This is a genomic window from Flavobacterium sp. Flavsp81 (assembly GCF_059491325.1).
Genome location: NZ_CP168505.1, coordinates 4,470,495 through 4,494,078 on the forward strand (window position 1 = coordinate 4,470,495; position 23,584 = coordinate 4,494,078).

Below are 23,584 nucleotides of genomic sequence, written 5' to 3' on the forward strand. Positions count from 1 at the left end.
AAAATGGAATTTGATTTTCTGGAACCGGTTAACGATGGGATTTTAAAATTCATTAGTTCGTTGTCTTCACAAGAATTGGGTAGTAAAATTGCTTTTCATACCCAGGATCAATTCCCTGATATCAGTAAAATAAATATTGCTGTTGTTGGTGTTTTAGAAGATCGTAGAAATATTGATATTGTTAATGAGGTAAACCTGACGGCTGTTCGTAAAAAGCTTTACGGTATGTTTCCCGGAAATTGGGATGCCTCTATTGCTGATTTGGGTGATATTCTGGCTGGGGAATCAGTAGAGGACACCTATTTTGCCCTCAAAAAAGTAACAGCTGCTTTAATTAAGAATAAAGTTATTCCTATAGTTCTGGGAGGTTCCCAGGATTTGACCTATGCTTTGTATCGTGCTTATGACGATTTGGAGCAAATGGTAAATATGGTTTCTGTTGATAATAAATTTGATTTTGGTAAAGAAAACGAATTGGTTTCGGCTAATTCTTATCTGACAAAAATCATAATTGACGAGCCTAATAATCTTTTTAACTATTGTAATATTGGTTATCAGACATATTACAATTCTCAGGAAGAAATCGATTTAATTGAAAAGTTGTTCTTTGATGCCTATCGTTTAGGTGAAATTTCGAATAAGATTACTTTGGCAGAACCGGTTTTCAGAGATGCCGATTTAGTCAGTATTGATTTAAATTCAGTAAAGTCATCTGATTCGGGGAATACTATTTCTTTTGAACCGAATGGTTTTAATGGAAAAGAGATTTGTTCTTTGGCGAGATATGCCGGAATTAGTGATAAAGTTTCCACATTTGGAATTTTTAATCACAATAGTACGATGCCGGAATCTGTTATAATTGCACAAATAGTTTGGTATTTTATTGAAGGATATCATTATCGTTCTAAAGAATATCCATTTGGAAGCAGAGCCACTTATTTAAAATATATTGTTCCGCTTGAAAATGAAGAACTCATTTTTTATAAAAGTGATAAAACAGATCGTTGGTGGATTGAGATTCCCTTTTTGTCAAATGGAAACAATAAATTGAAAAGGAATACGTTGTTACCATGTTCTTATGATGAATATTTATGCGCATGTAATCAGGAATTACCGGAAAGATGGTGGAAAGCGCAAAGAAAAAATGCTTTGTAATTATATTTGTAAGTAAAACTCTTAATTTTTTGATTTAATAAGATTTTGCTTTGTTGCTTTTATTGAAAATAAATCTATAAATCGCAAAATTTAACGTTTTATGAAGGTTATTTTTCACAGTTTATTAAGAAAATATTTTTTTTTTATTTTTTTTAACATTAATTTTGAGCCCTGAAATAAATATAGATATAGTATTGTTTTTTTAAAAAATAATAAATACGTTTACGACTTATAATAATGAATAGAAATCCCAAATTTATATGAAGAAGTTTATTGCATTTGCGACAATGTTAACACTAGTAATTGGCTGTGGTAAATCCGGTGATAAAGGCGAATTAGTAGGTGTGCAAGGAGGAAAATGGCATCCTGAAAAGCCTTATGGAATGACATTGGTTCCTGGTGGATCTTTTATCATGGGTAAAGCAGATGATGATTTGGCTGCTGTAGAAGATGCTCCTACAAAAACTGTAACAGTTCGTTCTTTTTATATGGATGAAACTGAAATCACAAATTCTGAATATCGTCAGTTTGTAGAATGGGTAAGAGATTCTACAATGAGAGTTCGTTTAGCTATTCTTGCTGACGAAACTGGACAAAAATCTGCTGCAGGTACTACAGGTAAAGGTAAAAATGCTGGTAGTATTGCTGATTATGCATTTAATGATTCTGAACCGGATAAAATGACGGCTTACGATAAGTATATGTATGATAATTACTATAGTGTTGGAACAAAAGATGATCCTTATGCCGGAAGAAAACTAAATAAAAAAGTTAAATTAATAAAAGATACTAAAGCTTATCCGGATGAATATTACACTGAAGTAATGGATTCTATGTATTTGCCAATAGAAGAATCATATAATGGTTTGAGAACTGTTGATGTGAATAAATTGAAATTCCGTTATTCCTGGATGGATATTCAGGCTGCTGCAAAAGCTAAAGTTGGTAAAAGAAAAGACTTCGTGAAAACTGAAGAAATAAAGGTTTACCCTGATACAACAGTTTGGATTAAAGATTTTGCTTACTCTTATAATGAACCAATGCACAATGACTACTTCTGGCATAAGGCTTATGGGGATTATCCTGTAGTTGGAGTGACATGGAAACAAGCAAAAGCATTTTGTGCTTGGAGAACATTAAATAAAAACAGTTATATAAAATCTAAGAAAAAAGGACGTGACTTAGTAAATGCTTTCAGATTGCCAACAGAGGCAGAATGGGAGTATGCTGCAAGAGGAGGTCTGGAATCTGCTACTTATCCTTGGGGAGGTCCTTATACTAAAAGTGACAGAGGTTGTTTCTTAGCTAACTTCAAACCAAGCAGAGGAGATTATGCTGCTGATGAAGCTTTGTATACAGTTGAAGCTAAGTCATATGAAGTAAATGGTTATGGCTTATATAACATGGCTGGTAACGTTTCAGAGTGGACAGATTCAGCTTACAATTCAAATGCTTATGAATATGTTTCTACAATGAATCCAAACGTTATTGATGGAAATAATCAAAGAAAAGTTGTTCGTGGCGGTTCTTGGAAAGACGTTGCTTATTTTTTACAAGTAGGTACTCGTGATCATGAATATGCTGATTCTGCAAGAAGTTATATTGGTTTCAGAACCGTACAGGATTATATGGGAACTCAGGTAACTGGAAGCAAAAAATAATAAATAAATTAATTTAATTCAATATCCAAATCTATTTAAAACCTAAAAAAAAGTATTATTATGGCATTATTAAGTAAAAAAGCAATGAATTTCGCTTATGGTATGGGAGCGGCAGTAGTAATTATTGGAGCATTATTCAAAATTACTCACTTTGAGATTGGACCTTTGACAGGTACTCTAATGCTTTCAGTAGGATTAGTTACAGAGGCGTTAATTTTTGCACTATCGGCTTTCGAACCAGTAGAAGATGAATTAGATTGGACTCTGGTTTACCCTGAATTGGCTAATGGTCAGGCAAAAAAGAAAGTTGATAAAGTTGAAACTCCATCTGATGCGCAAGGATTGTTGTCTCAGAAATTAGACGCAATGCTTAAAGAAGCTAAAATTGACGGAGAATTAATGTCAAGCTTAGGAAACAGTATTAAAAATTTCGAAGGAGCTGCAAAAGCAATTTCACCAACAGTAGATTCTATTGCAGGACAAAAGAAATATGCTGAAGAAATGTCTATGGCTGCTGCTCAAATGGAATCATTAAACAGTTTATATAAAGTACAATTAGAAAGTGCTTCAAGAAACGCACAAGCAAACAATGAAATTGCTGATAATGCATCTAAATTAAAAGAGCAAATGCAATCTATGACTGCAAATATCGCTTCTTTAAACAATGTTTATGGTGGTATGCTTTCTGCAATGAGTAACAAAGGATAATTAGTTTTTAACTATATATTAAAATTATTAATAAAAACTAATTAAAAAAAAATGGCAGGAGGAAAATTAACCCCTAGACAGAAGATGATTAACCTGATGTATCTGGTTTTCATCGCAATGTTAGCAATGAATATGTCAAAAGAAGTTTTATCTGCTTTTGGCTTGATGAATGAAAAATTTGAAAGTGCTAATACTTCTTCAGAACAGTCAAACGCTGGTTTGTTATCATCTTTAGATCAAAAAGCGGCTGAAGCAAAAGGAGAATTTATAATTGCTGCACAAACAGCTCATAAAGTTGAAACAACTTCAAAAGAATTTTATGCATACATCGGTAGTTTAAAAGGTGATGTTTTAAAAGGTTTTGAAACTGACAAAGAAACTGGGAAATTACCTTACGAATCTATGGACAAAGGTGATAATATCGACAACTGGTTCACAGGTGAAGGATATACAGCTAAAGGTAAGGATATCATTTCTAAAATTGAAAAGTATAAAGCAGATATGAAAGCTGCTTTAGCAGATAAGAAATATGCTGCTATTTTAGCTGAGATTGAGAAGAAATTTGATGTTTCTGATGTTGCAAATAAAGAAGGTCTGAAAGATAAATATCTGGCTTACCATTTTAAAGGTTTTCCTGCTGTAGCCTCATTAGCTAAACTTTCAGCTTGGCAAAATGACGTTCAAAAAGCAGAATCTGATGTTTATAGTGCTGCTTTAGGAAAAGCTGCGGTTGCTGCTGCTTCTTATAGCAATTACCAAGCGATAGTTGTTTTAGATAAAAATGCTTATTTCCAAGGAGAAAAAGTAACTGGTAAAGTAGTTTTAGGTCGTTACGATGAAAACACAAAACCAACTTCATTCCAGGGTCCTGGGCAAATCGTTAATGGACAAGCTGTGATTTCATTAACTGCAGGGGGTGTTGGAGAGCAAGATATTAATGGACAATTTACATTCCTGGAAGATGGGAAAAACATTCCTCTTAAATTCGCTGGAAAATATGTAGTTGTACCAAGACCAAATTCTGCTACAATCTCTGCTGATAAAATGAATGTTGTTTATAGAGGTGTTGTTAACCCAATTTCAGTATCTTTTGCTGGTGTTGATGCTAACAAAATTGTTGCAAGCGCACCTGGATTAAATTCTGCTGGTAAACCTGGAAAATATAACATGAGTCCTGGTTCAGGTACAGAAACTACAATTTCTGTTACAGGAACTTTACCAAACGGAGATAAAGTTACAGATAAGAAAACATTCAGAATTAAAGGTATTCCTGGTCCAACAGGTACAATTAGAGGTGAGATGGGAGTTGTTAAAGGGCCTAAATCTAACTTGGAAATTGCTACTATTGGGGCTAAATTACTTGATTTTGATTTTGAAGTTGGTTTGGATGTTGTTGGATTTAATTTAAAAATTACCGGACAACCTACAGTTGTAGTTAATGGTAACAGATTAAATGCACAATGTAAATCAGTTCTTTTAAAAGCAGGTAAAGGAGATCAGGTTACTATTTCTGAAATTAAAACAAAACTTGTTGGAGCTGGTAGTTATTTATTACCAAGAACTGCTCCGGTAATTTACGAAATACAATAATAAAGTAGGTAAAACTACGTTCAATATCTTATAATGATATCATGATGAAAGTAAGAAATTTTTTAATAGCTGTTGTTTCTATCGCGGGAGGATTTGCTTCTAATGCGCAATCTAATTTGCTTAACGCAAAAACACCTGATCAGATAGGACTTAAGACTCCTGCACAGCTTATCTCTGATAATGACAAGCCTTTGGCTTATGGTTATGTAGATGATAGAGATGTGTTGATGGGAAAAACTACTTGGGAGATTATTGATTTGAATGAAAAAATTAATTTTCCGTTATATTTTCCTGTAGATACTGCCAATATTGGTCCAGATAGACGTTCTCTTTATGATGTTTTGACGAAAGCTATGAAAAAAGGCAAAATAACGGAAGTGTATTCTGATAGTTATTTCAACACTAAAAAATCTTTGAAAGACATCGAAGGATCATTGTCTCGTATTGATACAACAGATGCTGGTAGAGAATTAATCAACCAATATCCGGATGATTATAAAACGCATGTTGTTAAGAAAAAAGTAGTTACTGGTACAGGTAAAAAGAAAGTTGTTACTTATGTTGATGAAACAGTTGGAGCAACAAGAACAGTTCCTGCAGAATATATTTTAAAACAAGATCTTACTGCAGCAGATGTTACACAGTATAAAATAAAAGGATACTGGTATTTTGACAAACGTCAAAGCGAATTGAAATATCGTTTATTAGGTATTTGCCCAGTAACTCCCGACGTTTATACAATGAACAGTGATGAAAAAGATTATATTGAGTTGTTTTGGATTTTCTATCCAAATGCAAGAGAAGCCTTGCATGAAGCTAAAGCTTTTAATGATAATAACTCAGCACTTCCAATTTCATTCGATCAAATCTTGAATTCCAGACGTTTTAATGCTGTTGTATATAAAGAAGAAAACTTGTATGGAGATCGTGAGATCAAAGAATACATGAAAGACAATGCACAAGATCAGTTATTAGAATCGGAAAGAGTTAAAGAAAAAATTCGTAATTTCGAACAAGACATGTGGAACTACTAAGTTTCTAGAATTACATTATATAAAAAACTCTTACTACATTTGTAGTAAGAGTTTTTTTATTTTATCTATTTAATATATGATTGATTACCTTATTATCGGTTCCGGATTGGCCGGAGTCTCGTTTGCCGAATTAGCACTAAAGAATAATAAAACTATTTTAGTTGTTGATGATAAATCTCAAACTTCTTCCATAATAGCAGGAGGTTTGTATAATCCTGTTATTTTAAAGCGGTTTAGTGAAGTTTGGAATGCACAGGAACAATTAATTTTGATGAATGAATTTTATGATCAGGTTGAATTAAAACTTAAAAAAAAGTTCAATTTTAAAAAGCCAATCTTAAGAAAGTTTTTTTCTATTGAAGAACAGAATAATTGGTTTGCAGCGTCAGACAAAAAGAATCTTGCTCCTTTTTTATCTACTAAACTAATTTCTAAAAAGTACAACAGTATTGAGTCGCCTTATGATTATGGAGAAGTTTTGCATACCGGGTATGTTGATACGGCTCTATTATTGAATACTTATAGAGAATATCTCCTGAAGAATAATTTACTCTTACAAGAGACTTTTGATAGCTGTAATATTGAATTTTTTGATTTTGGAATCCAATATAAAAATATCCAGGCTCGTCATATTATTTTTGCAGAAGGCTTTGGGTTGCATAAAAATCCTTTTTTTAATTATTTGCCTTTAGACGGCACAAAGGGTGAATTATTCATAATTAAAGCTCCGGACTTAAACTTAGATGTGATTGTAAATACAAGTGTTTTTATATTGCCAATGGGTAATGATCTGTTTAAAGTTGGTGCGACATACAATTGGCAGGACAAAACTGATTTGCCTACTGAAGAAGGAAAACAGGAATTGACAGATCGTATCAGGGAAATTATAACCTGCGATTTTGTGATTGTAAAACATTTTGGCGGAGTTCGCCCTACAGTTAAAGACAGACGCCCTTTAATTGGCACACATTATAATCATAAATCACTTCATATTCTTAACGGACTTGGAACTCGGGGAGTAATGCTTGGACCTGCTATGGCAAAAGCTTTATATGAAAATATTGAAAAAAATATTCCTTTGGATAGTGAAATTGATATTCAGCGATTTCATAAAAAATATCTAAAGACTCTTACTTTTGACCGGCCTTAGGATCGTAAGATACAAACATATTAATGTAAATGTTTCTGGATAATCTCAAAACGAATGGAAATAAAACAATTAGAGTAATAATAATCGCTAAAAACGATTCTTCAATTGTAGTTTTTAAAAATACAAATGAAACAATAAATGCTGCTATTCCTACCGCAACATTCAATCCATAACTTACATACATTGCACCATAAAAAAATGAAGGTTCTATTTGATATTTTAATCTACAATGGCTGCAATTTTCGTTCATTTTGAGAACTTTAGTCAAGTGAAGTGGATTTTTGTCGGAATACATGCTTTCATTTTGACATTTTGGACAACTTCCTGTTAAAATACTATTTAGTTTGGATCCTTTTTTTAACATTTGCAAAAAATTAAATTACCCATTGATTTGGAGGTGTAAAATTACACAATCAATTAGTTATAAAATAACAATACATGCTTAATATACATAATTTATCGGTTTCTTTTGGAGGTTCTTATTTGTTCGAAGAAGTTACTTTTCGTTTAGGTGCTGGAGACCGCGTAGGACTTGTTGGAAAAAATGGTGCTGGAAAATCAACTATGCTAAAAATTCTTGCGGGAGATTTTAAACCGGATTCCGGACAAATTGCCACAGAAAAAGAGGTCCGAATGGGGTTCTTACGTCAGGATATTGATTTTGAACAAGGAAGAACCGTTCTTGAAGAAGCTTATGAAGCTTTTACTGATATTAAAATTGTAGAGAAAAAATTAGAGCAAATTAATCATCAATTGGTTACCAGAACCGATTATGAAAGTGAAGAATACAGTCAGATTATCGAAGATTTATCTGATTACACACATCGTTTTGAGCTTTTAGGCGGTTATAATTATGTAGGTGATACTGAGAAAATCCTTTTAGGATTAGGTTTCAAAAGAGAAGTTTTTAATAATCAGACCGAAACATTTTCAGGTGGCTGGAGAATGCGTATCGAATTAGCTAAATTATTATTGCAGTCGAATGACGTATTGCTTCTGGATGAGCCTACTAATCACTTAGACATTGAAAGTATTATTTGGCTGGAGAGTTTCCTTCGCAATTATCCCGGTGTTGTGGTTATCGTTTCGCACGATAAAATGTTTTTGGATAATGTTACCAATCGTACAATCGAAATTTCATTGGGTAAAGCATACGATTTCAATAAACCATATTCGCAATATTTAGAATTGCGACATGAAATTCGTGAGAAACAATTAGCTACTCAAAAGAATCAGGCAAAAAAAATTGAAGAAACTGAAAAATTAATCGAGAAATTCCGCGCGAAAGCTTCCAAAGCTTCGATGGCGCAATCGTTGATTAAAAAGTTAGATAAAGTTGAACGAATTGAAGTTGATGAAGATGACAATTCTGTAATGAATATTTCTTTTCCTGTTTCAAAAGAGCCGGGGAGAGTAGTGGTAGAGGCTGAAAATGTTACAAAAGCCTATGATGACAAAGTAATTCTGAAAGATATTAATTTATTGGTTGAACGTGGAAGTAAAATTGCTTTTGTTGGACAGAATGGTCAGGGAAAATCAACTTTTATCAAAGCGATTGTAAACGAATTCAAATATGAAGGAAGTATTAAATTAGGACATAATGTTCAGTTGGGTTATTTTGCGCAAAATCAGGCCGAATATCTTGATGGTGAAATAACTTTGCTTCAAACGATGGAAGATGCCGCAATGGACACAAATCGTTCTAAGGTTCGGGATATGTTAGGGTCATTTTTATTCCGTGGTGACGATGTTGAGAAAAAGGTAAAAGTACTTTCCGGGGGCGAGCGTAACCGCTTGGCACTTTGTAAATTATTGTTGCAGCCAATCAACGTTTTGCTGATGGATGAGCCTACAAATCACTTGGATATTAAATCTAAAAACGTTTTAAAAGCTGCTCTTCAAAAATTTGGTGGTACCCTATTACTAGTTTCGCATGACAGGGATTTTCTTCAGGGAATGTCTAATATTGTTTACGAATTTAAAGATCAAAAGATAAAAGAATATTTAGGAGACATTAATTATTTCTTAGAACAGCGCAATCTTGAAAACATGCGTGAAGTCGAGAAAAAAGATGTTGCCAAAGCAGCTGCTCCAAAAGAAACCAATAAGGCTTCATATGAGGATCAGAAAAAAGGCAAAGCATTGCAAAATAAACTGAGTAAGGTCGAAAGTCAAATTAAACAATTAGAAAAAGATATTCAGCATGATGATAAAATGCTGGCTTCTAATTATGACAAACACATCGAAGATGCTTCATTTTTTACTGCATATAATAAAAAGAAGGCCGATCTCGATCAATTGCTTTTAGACTGGGAGATTGTTCAGGAAGAAATAGATAATTTCAAGGGTTAAGATAATTTTTCGGGAGCTAATCCAGCTTTCCGTTACAAGTCCTCACTAAAAAAACTATTTTTCTATACCATAAAACGAGCTTCCGCTGGTCGCTGTTTTCCGGCAGGAAAAATTAGTTTTTTTAGCTTCGGGCTTTTCTCTGTAATCTGGGCTAGGGCCAATCGTTTTCAATTGATTTCAAATTTTCAGTAAACAGTGACAGTCTTAGTTTTAGTCCCATTTTACAATCTGCAATTTTAAAAATAAATCATTTTATAATTCCAATAGATTTCGAGTGCAAAATAGCTTCGCTGCTGTCTTTAAAATAACAAACAGAAACTTCTAAATTTTCTAAATTTTTCAAAATAGTTTTTGTTGTTTCTTTTTTGTACTTGCCGGTTTGTCTGATATAAACTGCTTTTACTGTTACCGGAAAAATTTTGCAGATTTGTTCATACAAAAATGGATCATGTTGTGAATCATCTCCCAACAAAACATATTTAAGGTTAGGGTAAAACTCTAAAACGTGTTTTATTTTATCAAATTTATGATTGTGATTGCCTCTCCCGCTAAAGAAAAAATCACTGACACCTCTTTTTATGTCTTTCAATAAAATTACGGCTCTGGGCAGTTCATGGATTTTGGTAAATTTTACAATAAAGCTATACAGATTCCATTCACTGCTTGAAATATAAAAAAAAGCATTTTGCTCGTCTTTATTATTTCTTCCGGCCGAACTTAATGCCTGATAATGCGGAACAACATCTTTAAAAACTTTACGGTCATTAACGTTTTTAAATAGTAGTATGTATATTTTTTTGAATATATTTCGCGTGTGTGATATCAGGAAAGTATCATCAATATCTGATATAATTCCCAGATTTCCCTTATGAGGCCTGATAAAGCTGCCTTTTACAGTAATAATTTCTGTTTTATATTTTATACTCACTTCGTATTCAATCCATCCAAAATGAGATTCCTTTTCAAGAGGAATGCAAAATTTAAAATAACCGTCATCTAAAGTTTTAGTATGGATTTCCTGATCTTCATATTTAAGATAAACATCAAAATTCTTAATGGTTTTTATCCTGAATAAGTTAACTATCGAAGTGGCATTTTTAAAGTTTTTCTTTTGAAAGTCATAATCATATAACGTTTTAAAAACGTGTCCCATTACAATTAATTCCTGTTCATTGGCATAACCGCGATATAATTGTAAAATTGGTTTCATTAATGTACTTTTATAGAGACTGTAAATTAATTATTTTTAATCAGTTTTAAAAATTAAATTTTGAAAAAGAATATAATCTTTGTAGTAAACCCTATTTCGGGGGATTTGGATAAATCAGATTTAATAACGGCTGTGAACGAGTTTTCGCATACACACCATTTTCATCTGGAGGTGTATGAAACTAAGGGTAAAGATGATATAAAGGAAATTCAAAAGCTTTATCATCAATATCAGCCTGTACGAATTATTGTGGCTGGCGGTGATGGAACCATAAAAATGGTAGCCGAAGCCATGGAAACTCATGACGTTATCATCGGAATTATGCCCGCAGGTTCAGCTAACGGCTTGTCAGTCGATTTGAATTTGCCCAATACAATCGAGGAAAATTTAAAAATCGCTTTTTTTAATGATTATATCGAAATGGATATGATTTGTATCAACGGCAAAAAAAGCATTCACTTAAGCGATATCGGTATAAATGCAGATTTAATTAAAAATTACGAACAAAGTGATTTAAGGGGATTTTGGGGCTATGCTTTACAGGCATATACGACTCTCGCAGATTCTAATGAACCTTTTGTAGCTACAATTACAGCAAATAAGGAAACAATAGTGCACCCGGCAAGAATGATAGTAATTGCTAATTCTCAAAAATATGGAACTGGTGTAACGATAAATCCGTATGGTGTAATGAACGACGGAAAATTTGAACTGATAATTTTAAAAAGCCTGGATTTATTATTAATTGGAAAAATCATTACAGGTAACATGCCTATCGATTCGGATGATATTGTCATAATTTCGACAGACAAAGCAACCATAAAAACAGATTATCCTGTTAATTTTCAAATTGATGGAGAATACTGCGGCGCACAGACTTCATTAGAAATCCACATTCTGCACAAACAAATGAAAGTAGCAATTCCTTAACCTTGTTTATTTGAATGGATTTCGTTCCTGCCAATCCGTTTTTGGCTCCAGATAATTAAAGAACCTGCCAATGTTATGGTTGATTAAGGCATTACTGTGTGTAATTAATCCATACATTTTTACAGGTTTTGCGCCAACAGAACTTTTAATTTCCAGCGCAGTTCTTGCAAAAACAATTTTTTTAAAACCTTTTTTAACAGAATAAGCAATCATGTCGTATAACATGTTTAAATAAAGCATTTTTTCGCGTTGAACACTTTCATCATATCCTAAAAAATAGGTATCCATAGCATCTCCATTTTTTATTAATGTATTGAAACCGATTAATTTTTCATTTAAAAAATAACCATACAGTAAAAAGTCATCCTTCATGATTTCTTTAAAAAAGCTAAAGTGATTTCTGGCCAGGAAAAAAGTATTGAAAGGTGCATTTTTTGCCACATGAAAATATAAATCATAAATTACATCTTCATATTTTTTAATGTCTGATAAAGTCATTTTTTGTTTTACGATTCCTTCGGATTTTTTTCGGGCGCGTTTATACTGGTCACGGTACTTTTTTGATAGTGCATCAATATAATCCTGCTCGGTTTTCCAATTTTCATTGATTTTAAAAATCATATTGGGTTGCGTCGAAAACGTATAATTGTTTTTAAATTCAGCTTGAAATGGCTCAATTTCTGTCGCTGTAAAGTCTTTTATACTGGTTATATGAACTTTTTTTCCTGTCGCTTTCAAATCTTTCTTAAGCAGGGTAATTGCTTTATGAAATGTTTTAATTGCTTTCGGCAGTTTTATGTTTTTACTAAAAGCAAAGGCATTTTGTCCGGTGAGCATATTGTTGCCAACGAATAATACATGCGAAGCAAAATTTTTAAAGGCAAAATTGCGAACAGAAGTTTTTAAACATTTATCACGCTCTCCAAACGAATCCAGCTTTTCAGCAAATAGAAATTGGGTTAAAGCAATTCCAATAAGTTTTTTGTCTTCAAAAATCCCAATAAAATGACAAATCATATTTACCGGAGAAGAGTTTTCAAGAACTTCAAGGTATTCTCTGGTCAAAAAAATATTATCTGTAGTGAGCGAATTCCATTCTGAAGGCAATAAAGAAACGCTATTGTATATTTCGAAAGAATAAGTTGTATTCAAAAGTGTGTGCTAATTTTTCCAAAATTAAGTAATATTTACATTAACTCGTTTGGTTTTAGGTATTATTAAAAAAATCCGTTTGATTTTTCAATTTCAAACGGATTTGATTTATATGATTTAGGCGAATGCACATACTATGCCGCCCATGAGCGTTAAGCATACTGCCCAAAAGCCTGCATGAATTAAGATATATTTCCATGACTTTCTTTCAAACAGACCATTAATTCCGATTAATGGAAAAGCAAAAAATAAACCGGCCATGAAACCATGAAGGGCTCCATGTTTAAAAGTTCGGTAAGCCGTTCCATAATCAGCCATAAAAGCAGTAAAAGATGGTTTTGCATGGTCTAGCATAGGAGGTCCCCCAACCATTCCGAATGCTCCGGACTGATGAATTGTTAATGCCATCAAAATCATTGTAATCATTAATGAAAAAAGATAGGTTAACCCAAAGATTTTGAGCATATTTCCTTTTTTAAGCTCTTCTGCTGTAAAGTTATTTTCTCGCATCCAGATTGTTCCAAAAACTTTTGGATGATACCAGATGAAACCTACTACAAGAGTTACAATAGCAGCTACAAGTAATGCAATAAAGTTAATTTCCATAAAAATGAGGTTTTTATAATTAGTTATTCAAATTTAATTAAAATTTTTATAGTCATTGCATTTTTTAAAGGATTAAAGCGTCTGATTATTTTAAATACATTCAATTAATTGCGAAATCCACAATATGACGTCCTTTTTTTACTAAAAGAGGAAAAAAAATATGATAAAAAAATTATAATTTAATAACGCCAATTATATCCTTTTGCTTTTTTTTCATAACTTTAATTATTGAAATTAATTTTAACCCTTAATAATAAAATTATGCTAGTACAATACCAAGGTAAACAGCATGGAAAGCACACTAAATTTACAATTAGAATAATTGGTAATAATCTTTCGAAAAGCAGTTCAAATTATCAAATAAATTTATTGGCAGGAGATAATCAATTGCCTCTGTTTACATCCGAAATTCATCAGAGTTTATCTAATTGTCTGAAAGAGATTTATTTGTTCAGCAAACATAACGGAATCAGGTTTGATGCTTCATCAGAAAAAATTGCCTCTTTAGTTGTACCGTACGATAAGGTTTTATTTGATTATAATAAATATGCTTTGTTCAGAGCATAGAGCTTAATAAAAAAAACAAAAAGACTGCTAAATTTTAGCAGTCTTTTTGTTTTTTTTATGATGTAAATAAAAAAGTTGGTAAATTTTTCAATTTAAAATCAATTCTATCTTTTCCGATGATCCTGATAATTTCAGTTTGTTAAAGTTATCTAAACTATAGGAAACCAGTTCAGCATTTTTAATAATTTTTTCTTTCGAATAAACCAAGTCAAAATAAGTTATTAAATCACCAAAATCTGTTGGTACAGCTGTATTTTTTTGTCTTTCCGGAATATCTTCATAGTAATATCGCGACTTTTTTAAATCCGGATATTTGCTTGTTAAATAATTATTAATAGTGTAATTTTCGCCGCCTGCTTTGTATAAATCTTCTGCAAGTATTCCAGTAATTGTAAGGTTTTGAATGTTTTCTTTTAAATTTCTATAGGCCCCTTTTGTCGTTGAAAAATTAGATTCCAAAAGATTATTTTTATCTGATAATTGTCTAACAACCGAAAGCCTCACAAAATCGCCATTTATTTCAATTACTTTAAAAATAAAATAATAGTTCTGGTAGCTTTGACTTCCGTTTATACCGCTATTTTTGCTAAAAATAAAACTACCCAATTGTAATTTTTGCTCAGGACTATTAATGGCTTTTTTCCACATATAAGGCTTATAAACGAATTGTTTAAGAATATAGAAAACAGCAAAAGAAAGTATACTTACTAAAATTATTTTTTTCATTTATTGAATTTATATCGAAACGTTTTTTTTATCTCTAAATTTTTTACCGCAAAGTACGCAAAGGTTTTTGTTTGGTATAAAAGACTGTGCATGAAGTTTCAAAGCTTGCTTATGAAAAGAGAAAGCATGAAAAGAATTTGGAACAAAGGAATTTAAATACAAAATGACAAACAGGACAGTTGTTTTTCTACTGAATGACTGTGCGTTATTTGTTTTTGGTTGGCAGTATATTTATGATCGCAATGTTTTTCGGTTATTTGCTTATAAATATACTCGTAAGAATGTATCGTCTGAAACAGCATTGCGAACAATACGGTAAAAGACATTAAAAAGATTAATTATTAAAATTTTCTTTTTCATTCCTGATTTAGAAGATGTTGTGCGATAAATATTGATTGAAGTTTTGAGTATTTTTGATAGTCATGACTTCCCATTTATTAGAGATTAATGAGCCTCTTTTGTTAATCCTTTGATATCTTTTATGAATATTTGTTTTCCCTTTAATTCAATTAGGCCTGACTTTTTAAAATCAGACAAGAGACGAATACAGCTTTCGGTAGCGGTTCCAATCATTCCTGCCAATTCTTCTCTTGACAGCAGGGCTTTTAACGATTGATCGTCATTTACTCCAAAAGTGTCTTTGAGATACAATAAGGTTTCGGCCAATCTTTCTTTTACAGTTTTTTGAGCCATATCGACCGTATGATCGTCAGATTTTTTCAGATCATCACAAACAGACTTCATCAGATTCATCGAAAATTGATTGTTGTTATTAAAGAAATGAATGATTTCAGATTTCGGAATAAAACAAACTTCCATATCGGCTACAGCTTTGGCAGATAAATTCGCCGGTTCATTACTGATCATTGAGCGTTGTCCTAAAAGCTCTCCTGATTTTACCAGTTTGACTATCTGGTCTTTTCCGTTGGCACTTAATTTAGAAAGTTTGCCAATGCCATCTTTTACACAAAAAACGCCATTGGTTACTTCACCTTCTTCAAAAATAGCTTCGCCTTTCTTTATGGTATGGGTCGTTTTACTATTCGCCAATTGTATAACTTCTTCTTTATTAAGCGCTTTTAGGGAACTAAGCTGTCTTACGATACATTGGTCACATTTGTTCATAGTAAAATTATTTGGTACAAAATTAAGTATAATTCGAATCGATGTATCTAATAATTACTGAAAAAATCATAGAAAATAATCTTTCTATATAGTTAACCTGCTTTATTTTAAATAATTATGATATATACCGATATGATAAATGTCATATTTATAACCCATTGCTATTATAACCTTTGCAGTATAAAAAAGCAAAGTTATGAGCGGGCAAAGTTGTTTTCATTGTGGATTGACCATTTCTGAAAATGAAGTAATTTATTTTGATCAAAAAGAGTTTTGTTGTAACGGCTGTAAAACGGTTTATGAAATTTTTAGCCTTCACAATCTAACTTCTTACTATGATTTTGAAAAATCTCCCGGAGCCACTCCACAGGATATTAAGGGGAAATATGATTTTTTAGATAATGAATCCATCATCTCAAAATTATTGGAGTTTCAGGAAACAAATACAACAATAGTTTCCTTAAGTATTCCCTATATTCATTGCAGTTCCTGTATTTGGATTTTAGAAAATCTGAATAAAATTCAAACCGGAATCAGTACATCACAAGTTAATTTTCCTGAAAAAAAAGTCCGAATCACATTCGATTCTGATGCCATTTCACTCAAGGACATTGTTTATTTATTGAGTTCTATTGGTTACGAGCCTTACATCAGTTTAGAAAATTACGAAACCGGCAAAACCAATGTTGACAGAAGCCTGACGTATAAATTAGGTGTTGCTTTTTTCTGTTTTGGAAATATTATGCTCTTGTCTTTCCCGGAATATTTCGAAATCAAGGAATTCTGGCTGGACAATTACAAACCGTTTTTCAGGTTTTTGATTTTTGTTCTGGCATTACCCAGTTTTCTTTATTCGGCAAGTGGTTATTACATTTCTGCTTATCATAGCATTAAAACCAGAATGTTAAACATTGATATTCCGATTGCATTGGGAATTATCGTAATGTTTATCCGAAGCACTTACGATATGTTGATGGATCACGGACCTGGCTTTTTTGATAGTTTGGCGAGTCTGGTTTTCTTTATGCTTTTGGGAAAAATGTTCCAGACTAAAACGTATAGTTTTTTAAGTTTTGAACGCGATTTCAAATCTTATTTTCCTATTGCCGTTACCCGAATCAATACCAATTCATCTGAAGAAAGCGTTCCAGTTTACGACATTGAAAAAGGAGACCGATTGTTGATTAGAAATCAGGAGCTGATTCCGGTTGATGGAATCCTGATAAGTGAAAAAGTCGAAATCGATTATAGTTTCGTAACCGGAGAAGCGGTTCCGATTACCAAAAAATCGGGCGATAAAGTTTTTGCCGGAGGAAAACAAATTGGAAAAGTCATTGAAATGGAAGTTTTGCATTCCGTTTCACAAAGCTATCTGACACAATTGTGGAGCAATGAGATTTTTCAGAAAAAAGTTGATCAAAAACACAAAACCATAACAGATGCAATAAGTCGATATTTCACTCCGATGTTACTGCTCATTGCATTTGCCGGTTTTGGATATTGGATTTTTATAGATGCCAATACCGCTTTTAATGTTTTTACTGCGGTATTGATTGTGGCCTGTCCTTGCGCATTGGCACTTACAGCTCCGTTTACTTTCGGAAATATTTTAAGAATTCTCGGCAAGCAGAAATTATATCTTAAAAATGCGTTAGTCATTGAACAATTGGCAAGAGTGGACACCATCGTTTTTGATAAAACAGGAACTATTACCACTAATAGAAAGTCAAATATTATTTATGAAGGAAGTGCTATTTCTGAAGAAAATAATGTATTTATAAAAAATGTGCTTCGGGCTTCCAATCATCCGTTAAGCCGAATGTTATATGATTTTTTGCCTGAAACCAAAAAGATTAAAATTGATGATTTTCAGGAAATAACAGGCAAGGGAATTCAGGGTAGCATTGACAATAAGCTGGTTCAAATGGGCTCGGCAATATTTGTTGACGCTCCTGTTTTGGAAATTGCAGAAGCTGAAAAAACAGCCCTTCATATTAAAATTGATGGCGTTTACTATGGCAAATTCATTTTTGAAAATCAATATAGAAAAGGATTGGAAAAACTGTTTGTTGATTTAAGCAAAAACTATCAGATAAAAGTATTGTCAGGAGATAATGATGGTGAAAAAGCAAATCTTGAAACCATTTTACCTAAAAACACCGAACTGATTTTCAATCAGAAACCGGAACAAAAACTTGATTATATAAAACAATTACAGCGAAAAGGATTGAATGTAATGATGGTGGGTGATGGACTGAATGATGCAGGAGCTTTGGCGCAAAGCAATGTAGGGATTTCAATTTCAGAAAATGTGAATGTATTTTCCCCAGCCTGTGATGCTATTCTGGATGCCGGCGAATTCTCCCGTTTGGATTATTTTCTGAAATTATCTCAAAAATCCATTCTTGTAATCAAGATGAGTTTTGTGCTTTCACTGCTGTATAATGTTGTCGGTTTGGGTTTTGCTGTTACAGGGAATTTACTACCGCTGGTTGCAGCTATCATTATGCCTTTGAGCACTATTACCATTGTAAGCTTTGTGACGCTGATGAGTAATTTTTATGCGAATCAAAAATAAATCAGGATGTCCTCGGAGTATGATAAATATCATATTTTAAGAATACACAACGGACTAATTTTGCTTATATAAATTAAGAACATGAGTGTCATTTACCTGTTGATTTCAGTTAGTATCTGCGTAGCAATCGGATTTTTTATTGCTTTTATAATCGCAGTAAAATCCGGGCAGTATGATGATGATTACACACCATCCGTCAGAATGCTTTTTGATGACGAAACCAAAATAACTACCAAAAATAACCAATCAAAAACCGAAGAAAAACAAGAATAATTATGGAAATGGAACAGTTTTATTACGACAACAAAATTGTAAAGAAATTCATTTACGCTACCATTCTTTTTGGGGTAGTCGGAATGTTAGTCGGACTAACCTTAGCGGTTATGTACCTTTTTCCCAACATCACTGACGGGATATCGTGGTTAAGCTACGGAAGATTAAGACCATTGCATACCAATGCGGTAATTTTTGCCTTTGTGGGAAATGCCTTTTTTGCAGGAATGTATTACTCTTTACAGCGATTACTCAAAGCCAGAATGTTCAGTGATTTTTTAAGCAATGTCCACTTTTGGGGCTGGCAGCTTATTATCGTTGCAGCAGCGATTACGCTTCCTTTGGGATATACTTCTTCAAAAGAATATGCCGAACTGGAATGGCCAATTGATATTGCCATTGCATTGATTTGGGTTGTAATGGGAATCAATATGATTGGTACAATGCTGCGCAGAAGAGAGCGTCATTTGTATGTTGCCATCTGGTTTTACCTTGCTACGTTTGTTACGGTTGCCGTTCTGCATATTTTCAACAATATCGAAATTCCGGTTTCATTTTTTAAAAGTTACTCCGTTTACGCTGGTGTTCAGGATGCTTTGGTGCAATGGTGGTACGGACATAACGCGGTGGCATTTTTCCTGACCACTCCGTTTTTAGGACTGATGTATTATTTTGTTCCTAAAGTAGCCAATCGTCCGGTGTATTCTTATCGTTTGTCTATCATCCACTTTTGGTCTTTGATTTTTATTTATATCTGGGCGGGACCTCACCATTTATTGTATTCGGCTTTGCCAAATTGGGCTCAGAATTTAGGAGTTGCTTTTTCGGTTATGTTGCTTGCGCCATCCTGGGGTGGAATGATCAACGGACTTTTAACCTTAAGAGGAGCCTGGGATAAGGTACGTGAAGAACCGGTTTTGAAGTTTTTCGTAGTAGCGATTACAGGTTACGGAATGGCAACTTTTGAAGGGCCGATGCTTTCGTTAAAAAACGTAAACGCCATAGCACATTACACCGATTGGATTGTTGCCCACGTACACGTAGGTGCTTTGGCCTGGAACGGATTTATGTCTTTCGGGATCATTTACTGGTTGATTCCGCGAATGACAAAAAGCAAATTATTCTCAAATAAATTAGCCAATTTCCATTTCTGGATCGGGACTTTAGGAATTATTTTATATACCGTTCCAATGTATGTAGCAGGTTTTCTGCAAGCATCAATGTGGAAACAATTCAATCCGGATGGGACTTTAACCTACGGAAATTTCCTTGAAACGGTTACGCAAATTATGCCAATGTACTGGATGAGAGCGATTGGCGGCACAATGTATCTGATCGGGATGTTAGTGTTGGTTTACAATATTATTATGACCGTTCGATTAGGGAATAAAATCGAAGATGAACTGGCTCAGGCTCCTGCTTTGCAAACCATTAAAAGCAGTAGAATCAACGGAGAAAAATTCCATAGCTGGTTAGAAAGAAAACCTATTCAGTTAACGATTTTAGCTACAGTAGCAATTTTGATTGGCGGAATCATACAGATTGTACCTACGATTATGGTCAAATCCAATATTCCAACCATTTCCAGCGTAAAACCTTACACACCTTTAGAACTGGAAGGACGTGATTTATACATCCGTGAAGGCTGTGTGGGTTGTCATTCGCAATCTGTACGTCCGTTTAGAAGCGAAGTCGAACGTTACGGACCACAGGCAAAAGCGGGAGAATTTGTGTACGATCATCCATTCTTATGGGGATCAAAACGTACGGGTCCCGATTTGCAAAGAGTTGGTGGAAAATACAACGACAACTGGCATTTCAATCATATGTGGAATCCACAAAGTATTTCTGCAGGTTCGATTATGCCGGGTTATAAATGGTTGTTTGACAACGAAGCAATGGACATTTCATTAACCCAAAAGAAAATGCAGGCTATGGTTTCATTAGGCGTTCCGTATTCGGATGCTGAAGTTGCCAATGGATTAAAGGACTTAAGAAAACAAGCTGTTTCGATAGAAAACAGTCTTAAAAATGATCCTGATTTTGTAAAAAGTTATGAAGAAAGCAAAAAAAGAGCGTTGGCCAAAGGAGAAAAATTTGTTCCAATGAACGAAAGGGAGATTGTAGCCCTTATTGCTTACATCCAAAGGCTTGGAACGGATATTAAAGTAAAAGAAACTTCTAAATAACAACATTATGTTCGAACAAATAAAACACAATATGGAAACGATTGCGGGTATAGAAATTTACCCGATTCTTTCACTCTTGATTTTCTTTTTCTTTTTTGTTGGATTAGGGTTTTGGGTTTTCTCCTATAAGAAAGATAAAATTCAGGAAATGAGTGAGATTCCATTAAATGATAATTCAATTTTATAATTTCAAAAGATAAATAGAATGAAAAAATTACTTCCAGTATTTGTATATCTAAGAGTACCACTGGTTTTCCTGACCGTTTTTGGTTTGGTGGAATATTGTATCGATTCAGGCGATCGTCCTGCGTTTATCAAGTTTCCGATGGTATTTTTGTTTTTAGTTGTATTTCTGTTTATTTTGATTGCAATCGAAATTACACTGAAAGCCGTAAATCGGGTGATGTATCAGTTAATGACTCCTGAAGAGAAGGCTCAAAAAGAATATGAAAGCAGTCTGGCTTTAAAAGAAACGGATTGGTACAAAAACCTGATGCATAAGCTGACCAAAACAGAGCCAATAGAAAGAGAAGGCGATTTGCTGATGGACCACGATTATGACGGAATCAAGGAATTAGATAACAATTTACCACCCTGGTGGCTGTATTTATTCTATATCGGAATTATTTTCGGGGTGGTTTACTTTGCTTATTATGAGGTTTTCGGCGGTGAAAATCAGGAAACGGAACTCAAAATAGAAATGGCTCAGGCAAAAGTTGATGTCGAAGAATACCTGAAAACTGCTCCCGACCTGATGGATGAAAAAACGGTGGTATTGCTTACCGATGAACCAAGTTTAGCCGCCGGAAAAGAAATTTTCACTACGAATTGTGCAGCTTGTCACAGAGCAGATGCAGGTGGGCAAATTGGTCCTAACTTAACTGATAAACATTGGATTTTAGGTGGCGGAATTAAGAATTTATTCCATACCATAACCAATGGCGGCCGGGATGGAAAGGGAATGATATCCTGGAAAGGAACTTTAAAACCTAAGGAAATTCAAAAAGTAGCCAGTTATATTTTGTCATTGCAGGGCAGTAATCCTAAAGATCCAAAAGCACCGGATGGTGAAATTTGGATCGATGAAGCCACAGCTGTAAAAGATGATACAACGAATAAATAAACAGGCAGTACAGCAGTTAAAAAATAGCAATTATGTCAAATTTACCGGACGAAGCTTTTAGAGATACCATTGGAACCGTTGACGAAAGTGGTAAACGAAAATTTATTTTCCCCAAAAAACCGTCAGGTAAGTTTTATGACTACCGAAAATGGGTGAGTTATTTTTTGCTGGCCGTTTTAATTGCCAATCCATTCATAAAAGTAAACGGGAATCAGTTTATGATGTTCAATATTTTAGAACGTCGATTCAATATTTTTGGTTTTCCGTTCTGGCCTCAGGATTTGTACCTTTTTGTAATTTCAATGTTGGTTGGAGTTGTATTTATTATTCTGTTCACCGTGGTTTTTGGCAGAATTTTTTGTGGATGGATTTGTCCGCAGACCATTTTTCTGGAAATGGTTTTCCGCCGAATTGAATATTGGATTGATGGTGATCGTGGCGCACAAACCCGTTTAGCAAAACAGGAATGGAATGCGGATAAAATCAAAAAAAGAGTTTTTAAATGGTTTATCTTTTTTCTTATTTCTTTTGGAATTGCGAATGTTTTCCTGGCATATTTGGTAGGAAGCAATACACTTTTTTTAATGGTCGAACAAGGACCGATAGATCAGGCGAGTAATTTTATTGCACTCCTGATTTTTACAGCTGTTTTTTATTTTGTTTTTGTGTCTTTTCGCGAACAGGTTTGTATTATCGCCTGTCCGTATGGAAGATTGCAAGGGGTACTTTTAGATAACAAATCGATCAATGTAGCCTATGATTTTGTCCGGGGCGAAAAAGAAATAGGCCGTGCCAAATTCAACAAAAAAGAAGACAGAGCCATTACCGGAAAAGGAGATTGTATCGATTGCCATCAATGTGTACACGTTTGCCCGATGGGAATTGACATCAGAAACGGAACGCAACTCGAATGTACCAATTGCACTGCCTGTATCGATGAATGCGATACGATTATGGAAAGTGTTGGTTTACCCAAAGGACTGATCCGATATGCATCTGAAGATGAAATCGAGAAAAAAGCGCCTTTTAAATTCACGGCCAGAATGAAAGGATACACCACAGTCTTATTGATTTTAATGAGCATTTTAATCGGAATGCTGTTTTTAAGAACGGATGTTGAAGCCATTATTTTACGCTTGCCAGGACAGCTTTTTCAGCACAAAGGTGATAAAATCAGCAATGTGTACACCTACAAAATCGTTAATAAAACAATGAAAGATTACAACGATATTCATTTTGAACTGATGGATCAAAAAGGTCAGATTAGGAATGTTGGCAACACTCATTTCAAAATAATAAAAGAAGGCATTTCGCAGGGGACTTTATTTATAGAAATTAATGAAGTGCTGCTAGAAAGTGATAAGACGAAAGTGAAAATTGGTGTTTACAACGGCAATAAATTGCTGGAAACCACAGCAACCAACTTTTTAGGACCAAGAAGTTTTAATTAAAATT

Annotated in this window: 21 protein-coding genes; 15 read left to right on the top strand and 6 right to left on the bottom strand. The window is 33.6% G+C overall.

Features of this window, described 5'->3' with window-relative positions; genetic code table 11:
- Window positions 1-3 precede the first annotated feature (3 nt).
- The 6 genes from ACEN92_RS18865 to ACEN92_RS18890 all read left to right on the top strand — a co-directional run bounded on the left by ACEN92_RS18865 (window position 4) and on the right by ACEN92_RS18890 (window position 7,298).
- On the top strand, window positions 4-1,155 hold the full coding sequence (locus tag ACEN92_RS18865) for a formimidoylglutamase (protein WP_495639872.1): 1,152 nt from the start codon (window positions 4-6) through the stop codon (window positions 1,153-1,155).
- Between the two features lie 260 nt (window positions 1,156-1,415).
- Window positions 1,416-2,816 (top strand): T9SS ring complex lipoprotein PorK/GldK, encoded by a 1,401-nt coding sequence (porK, locus tag ACEN92_RS18870; protein ID WP_495639873.1) that lies wholly within the window; start codon window positions 1,416-1,418, stop codon window positions 2,814-2,816.
- Between the two features lie 60 nt (window positions 2,817-2,876).
- On the top strand, window positions 2,877-3,524 hold the full coding sequence (gene porL / locus ACEN92_RS18875; protein WP_495639874.1) for a type IX secretion system motor protein PorL/GldL: 648 nt from the start codon (window positions 2,877-2,879) through the stop codon (window positions 3,522-3,524).
- Window positions 3,525-3,575: 51 nt separating this feature from the next.
- A complete protein-coding gene (gene porM, locus ACEN92_RS18880; protein WP_495639875.1) occupies window positions 3,576-5,114 on the top strand; it encodes a type IX secretion system motor protein PorM/GldM in 1,539 nt (512 codons plus the stop codon).
- Window positions 5,115-5,158: 44 nt separating this feature from the next.
- Window positions 5,159-6,148, top strand: coding sequence for a type IX secretion system ring subunit PorN/GldN (porN, locus tag ACEN92_RS18885; protein WP_495642362.1), 990 nt, complete (start codon window positions 5,159-5,161; stop codon window positions 6,146-6,148).
- Window positions 6,149-6,224: 76 nt separating this feature from the next.
- Window positions 6,225-7,298, top strand: coding sequence for an NAD(P)/FAD-dependent oxidoreductase (locus ACEN92_RS18890; RefSeq protein ID WP_495639876.1), 1,074 nt, complete (start codon window positions 6,225-6,227; stop codon window positions 7,296-7,298).
- Here ACEN92_RS18890 and ACEN92_RS18895 read toward each other — a convergent pair.
- The gene (locus ACEN92_RS18895) at window positions 7,279-7,662 is read right to left on the bottom strand and encodes a DUF983 domain-containing protein (protein ID WP_495639877.1); all 384 of its coding nucleotides are present in this window, start codon (window positions 7,660-7,662) and stop codon (window positions 7,279-7,281) included. The genes ACEN92_RS18890 and ACEN92_RS18895 overlap by 20 nt on opposite strands.
- 74 nt (window positions 7,663-7,736) lie before the next feature.
- Here ACEN92_RS18895 and ACEN92_RS18900 point away from each other — a divergent pair, with 74 nt between their 5' ends.
- Window positions 7,737-9,650 (top strand): ABC-F family ATP-binding cassette domain-containing protein, encoded by a 1,914-nt coding sequence (locus tag ACEN92_RS18900; RefSeq protein WP_495639878.1) that lies wholly within the window; start codon window positions 7,737-7,739, stop codon window positions 9,648-9,650.
- A 247-nt stretch (window positions 9,651-9,897) separates the two neighbouring features.
- Here ACEN92_RS18900 and ACEN92_RS18905 read toward each other — a convergent pair whose 3' ends face one another.
- Window positions 9,898-10,860 carry an App1 family protein phosphatidate phosphatase gene (locus ACEN92_RS18905; RefSeq protein WP_495639879.1) on the bottom strand — a complete coding sequence of 321 codons (963 nt, stop codon included), beginning with the start codon at window positions 10,858-10,860 and terminating at the stop codon, window positions 9,898-9,900.
- A gap of 60 nt (window positions 10,861-10,920) precedes the next feature.
- Here ACEN92_RS18905 and ACEN92_RS18910 point away from each other — a divergent pair, with 60 nt between their 5' ends.
- Window positions 10,921-11,790: a diacylglycerol/lipid kinase family protein gene (locus tag ACEN92_RS18910; protein ID WP_495639880.1), complete on the top strand. Its 870-nt coding sequence runs from the start codon at window positions 10,921-10,923 to the stop codon at window positions 11,788-11,790.
- A 6-nt stretch (window positions 11,791-11,796) separates the two neighbouring features.
- On the opposite strand, the gene ACEN92_RS18915 is transcribed toward ACEN92_RS18910, so the two are convergent.
- Window positions 11,797-12,942 (bottom strand): peptidogalycan biosysnthesis protein, encoded by a 1,146-nt coding sequence (locus tag ACEN92_RS18915; RefSeq protein WP_495639881.1) that lies wholly within the window; start codon window positions 12,940-12,942, stop codon window positions 11,797-11,799.
- A gap of 117 nt (window positions 12,943-13,059) precedes the next feature.
- Window positions 13,060-13,548, bottom strand: a complete 489-nt coding sequence (locus tag ACEN92_RS18920) for a DUF1761 domain-containing protein (RefSeq protein ID WP_495639882.1) — start codon at window positions 13,546-13,548, stop codon at window positions 13,060-13,062.
- 261 nt (window positions 13,549-13,809) lie between these two features.
- On the opposite strand from ACEN92_RS18920, the gene ACEN92_RS18925 reads away from it, so the two are divergent.
- On the top strand, window positions 13,810-14,115 hold the full coding sequence (locus tag ACEN92_RS18925; RefSeq protein ID WP_495639883.1) for a hypothetical protein: 306 nt from the start codon (window positions 13,810-13,812) through the stop codon (window positions 14,113-14,115).
- A gap of 87 nt (window positions 14,116-14,202) precedes the next feature.
- Here ACEN92_RS18925 and ACEN92_RS18930 read toward each other — a convergent pair whose 3' ends face one another.
- Window positions 14,203-14,841: a hypothetical protein gene (locus tag ACEN92_RS18930; RefSeq protein ID WP_495639884.1), complete on the bottom strand. Its 639-nt coding sequence runs from the start codon at window positions 14,839-14,841 to the stop codon at window positions 14,203-14,205.
- A 444-nt stretch (window positions 14,842-15,285) separates the two neighbouring features.
- Entirely contained in the window at window positions 15,286-15,966 is a 681-nt protein-coding gene (locus ACEN92_RS18935; RefSeq protein WP_495639885.1) for a Crp/Fnr family transcriptional regulator, read from the bottom strand.
- 196 nt (window positions 15,967-16,162) lie between these two features.
- On the opposite strand from ACEN92_RS18935, the gene ACEN92_RS18940 reads away from it, so the two are divergent.
- The 6 genes from ACEN92_RS18940 (at window position 16,163) to ccoG (ending at window position 23,580) form a co-directional block, all read left to right on the top strand.
- Window positions 16,163-18,544 (top strand): heavy metal translocating P-type ATPase, encoded by a 2,382-nt coding sequence (locus ACEN92_RS18940; RefSeq protein WP_495639886.1) that lies wholly within the window; start codon window positions 16,163-16,165, stop codon window positions 18,542-18,544.
- Between the two features lie 81 nt (window positions 18,545-18,625).
- Window positions 18,626-18,817, top strand: coding sequence for a cbb3-type cytochrome oxidase assembly protein CcoS (gene ccoS, locus ACEN92_RS18945; RefSeq protein WP_495639887.1), 192 nt, complete (start codon window positions 18,626-18,628; stop codon window positions 18,815-18,817).
- A 2-nt stretch (window positions 18,818-18,819) separates the two neighbouring features.
- Entirely contained in the window at window positions 18,820-21,006 is a 2,187-nt protein-coding gene (gene ccoN / locus ACEN92_RS18950; protein ID WP_495639888.1) for a cytochrome-c oxidase, cbb3-type subunit I, read from the top strand.
- A 7-nt stretch (window positions 21,007-21,013) separates the two neighbouring features.
- Window positions 21,014-21,193 (top strand): CcoQ/FixQ family Cbb3-type cytochrome c oxidase assembly chaperone, encoded by a 180-nt coding sequence (locus tag ACEN92_RS18955; RefSeq protein ID WP_494197564.1) that lies wholly within the window; start codon window positions 21,014-21,016, stop codon window positions 21,191-21,193.
- Window positions 21,194-21,211: 18 nt separating this feature from the next.
- On the top strand, window positions 21,212-22,129 hold the full coding sequence (locus ACEN92_RS18960; RefSeq protein WP_495639889.1) for a cbb3-type cytochrome c oxidase N-terminal domain-containing protein: 918 nt from the start codon (window positions 21,212-21,214) through the stop codon (window positions 22,127-22,129).
- Between the two features lie 32 nt (window positions 22,130-22,161).
- Entirely contained in the window at window positions 22,162-23,580 is a 1,419-nt protein-coding gene (gene ccoG / locus ACEN92_RS18965; protein ID WP_495639890.1) for a cytochrome c oxidase accessory protein CcoG, read from the top strand.
- Window positions 23,581-23,584: the final 4 nt, after the last annotated feature.

Bases quoted from the DNA above. Each gene is read 5' to 3' on its own strand.
- ACEN92_RS18865 (WP_495639872.1), top strand. From the start codon at position 4: ATGGAATTTGATTTTCTGGAACCGGTTAACGATGGGATTTTAAAATTC.
- porK (WP_495639873.1), top strand. From the start codon at position 1,416: ATGAAGAAGTTTATTGCATTTGCGACAATGTTAACACTAGTAATTGGC.
- porL (WP_495639874.1), top strand. From the start codon at position 2,877: ATGGCATTATTAAGTAAAAAAGCAATGAATTTCGCTTATGGTATGGGA.
- porM (WP_495639875.1), top strand. From the start codon at position 3,576: ATGGCAGGAGGAAAATTAACCCCTAGACAGAAGATGATTAACCTGATG.
- porN (WP_495642362.1), top strand. From the start codon at position 5,159: ATGAAAGTAAGAAATTTTTTAATAGCTGTTGTTTCTATCGCGGGAGGA.
- ACEN92_RS18890 (WP_495639876.1), top strand. From the start codon at position 6,225: ATGATTGATTACCTTATTATCGGTTCCGGATTGGCCGGAGTCTCGTTT.
- ACEN92_RS18895 (WP_495639877.1), bottom strand. From the start codon at position 7,662: ATGTTAAAAAAAGGATCCAAACTAAATAGTATTTTAACAGGAAGTTGT.
- ACEN92_RS18900 (WP_495639878.1), top strand. From the start codon at position 7,737: ATGCTTAATATACATAATTTATCGGTTTCTTTTGGAGGTTCTTATTTG.
- ACEN92_RS18905 (WP_495639879.1), bottom strand. From the start codon at position 10,860: ATGAAACCAATTTTACAATTATATCGCGGTTATGCCAATGAACAGGAA.
- ACEN92_RS18920 (WP_495639882.1), bottom strand. From the start codon at position 13,548: ATGGAAATTAACTTTATTGCATTACTTGTAGCTGCTATTGTAACTCTT.
- ACEN92_RS18925 (WP_495639883.1), top strand. From the start codon at position 13,810: ATGCTAGTACAATACCAAGGTAAACAGCATGGAAAGCACACTAAATTT.
- ACEN92_RS18930 (WP_495639884.1), bottom strand. From the start codon at position 14,841: ATGAAAAAAATAATTTTAGTAAGTATACTTTCTTTTGCTGTTTTCTAT.
- ACEN92_RS18935 (WP_495639885.1), bottom strand. From the start codon at position 15,966: ATGAACAAATGTGACCAATGTATCGTAAGACAGCTTAGTTCCCTAAAA.
- ACEN92_RS18940 (WP_495639886.1), top strand. From the start codon at position 16,163: ATGAGCGGGCAAAGTTGTTTTCATTGTGGATTGACCATTTCTGAAAAT.
- ccoS (WP_495639887.1), top strand. From the start codon at position 18,626: ATGAGTGTCATTTACCTGTTGATTTCAGTTAGTATCTGCGTAGCAATC.
- ccoN (WP_495639888.1), top strand. From the start codon at position 18,820: ATGGAAATGGAACAGTTTTATTACGACAACAAAATTGTAAAGAAATTC.
- ACEN92_RS18955 (WP_494197564.1), top strand. From the start codon at position 21,014: ATGTTCGAACAAATAAAACACAATATGGAAACGATTGCGGGTATAGAA.
- ACEN92_RS18960 (WP_495639889.1), top strand. From the start codon at position 21,212: ATGAAAAAATTACTTCCAGTATTTGTATATCTAAGAGTACCACTGGTT.
- ccoG (WP_495639890.1), top strand. From the start codon at position 22,162: ATGTCAAATTTACCGGACGAAGCTTTTAGAGATACCATTGGAACCGTT.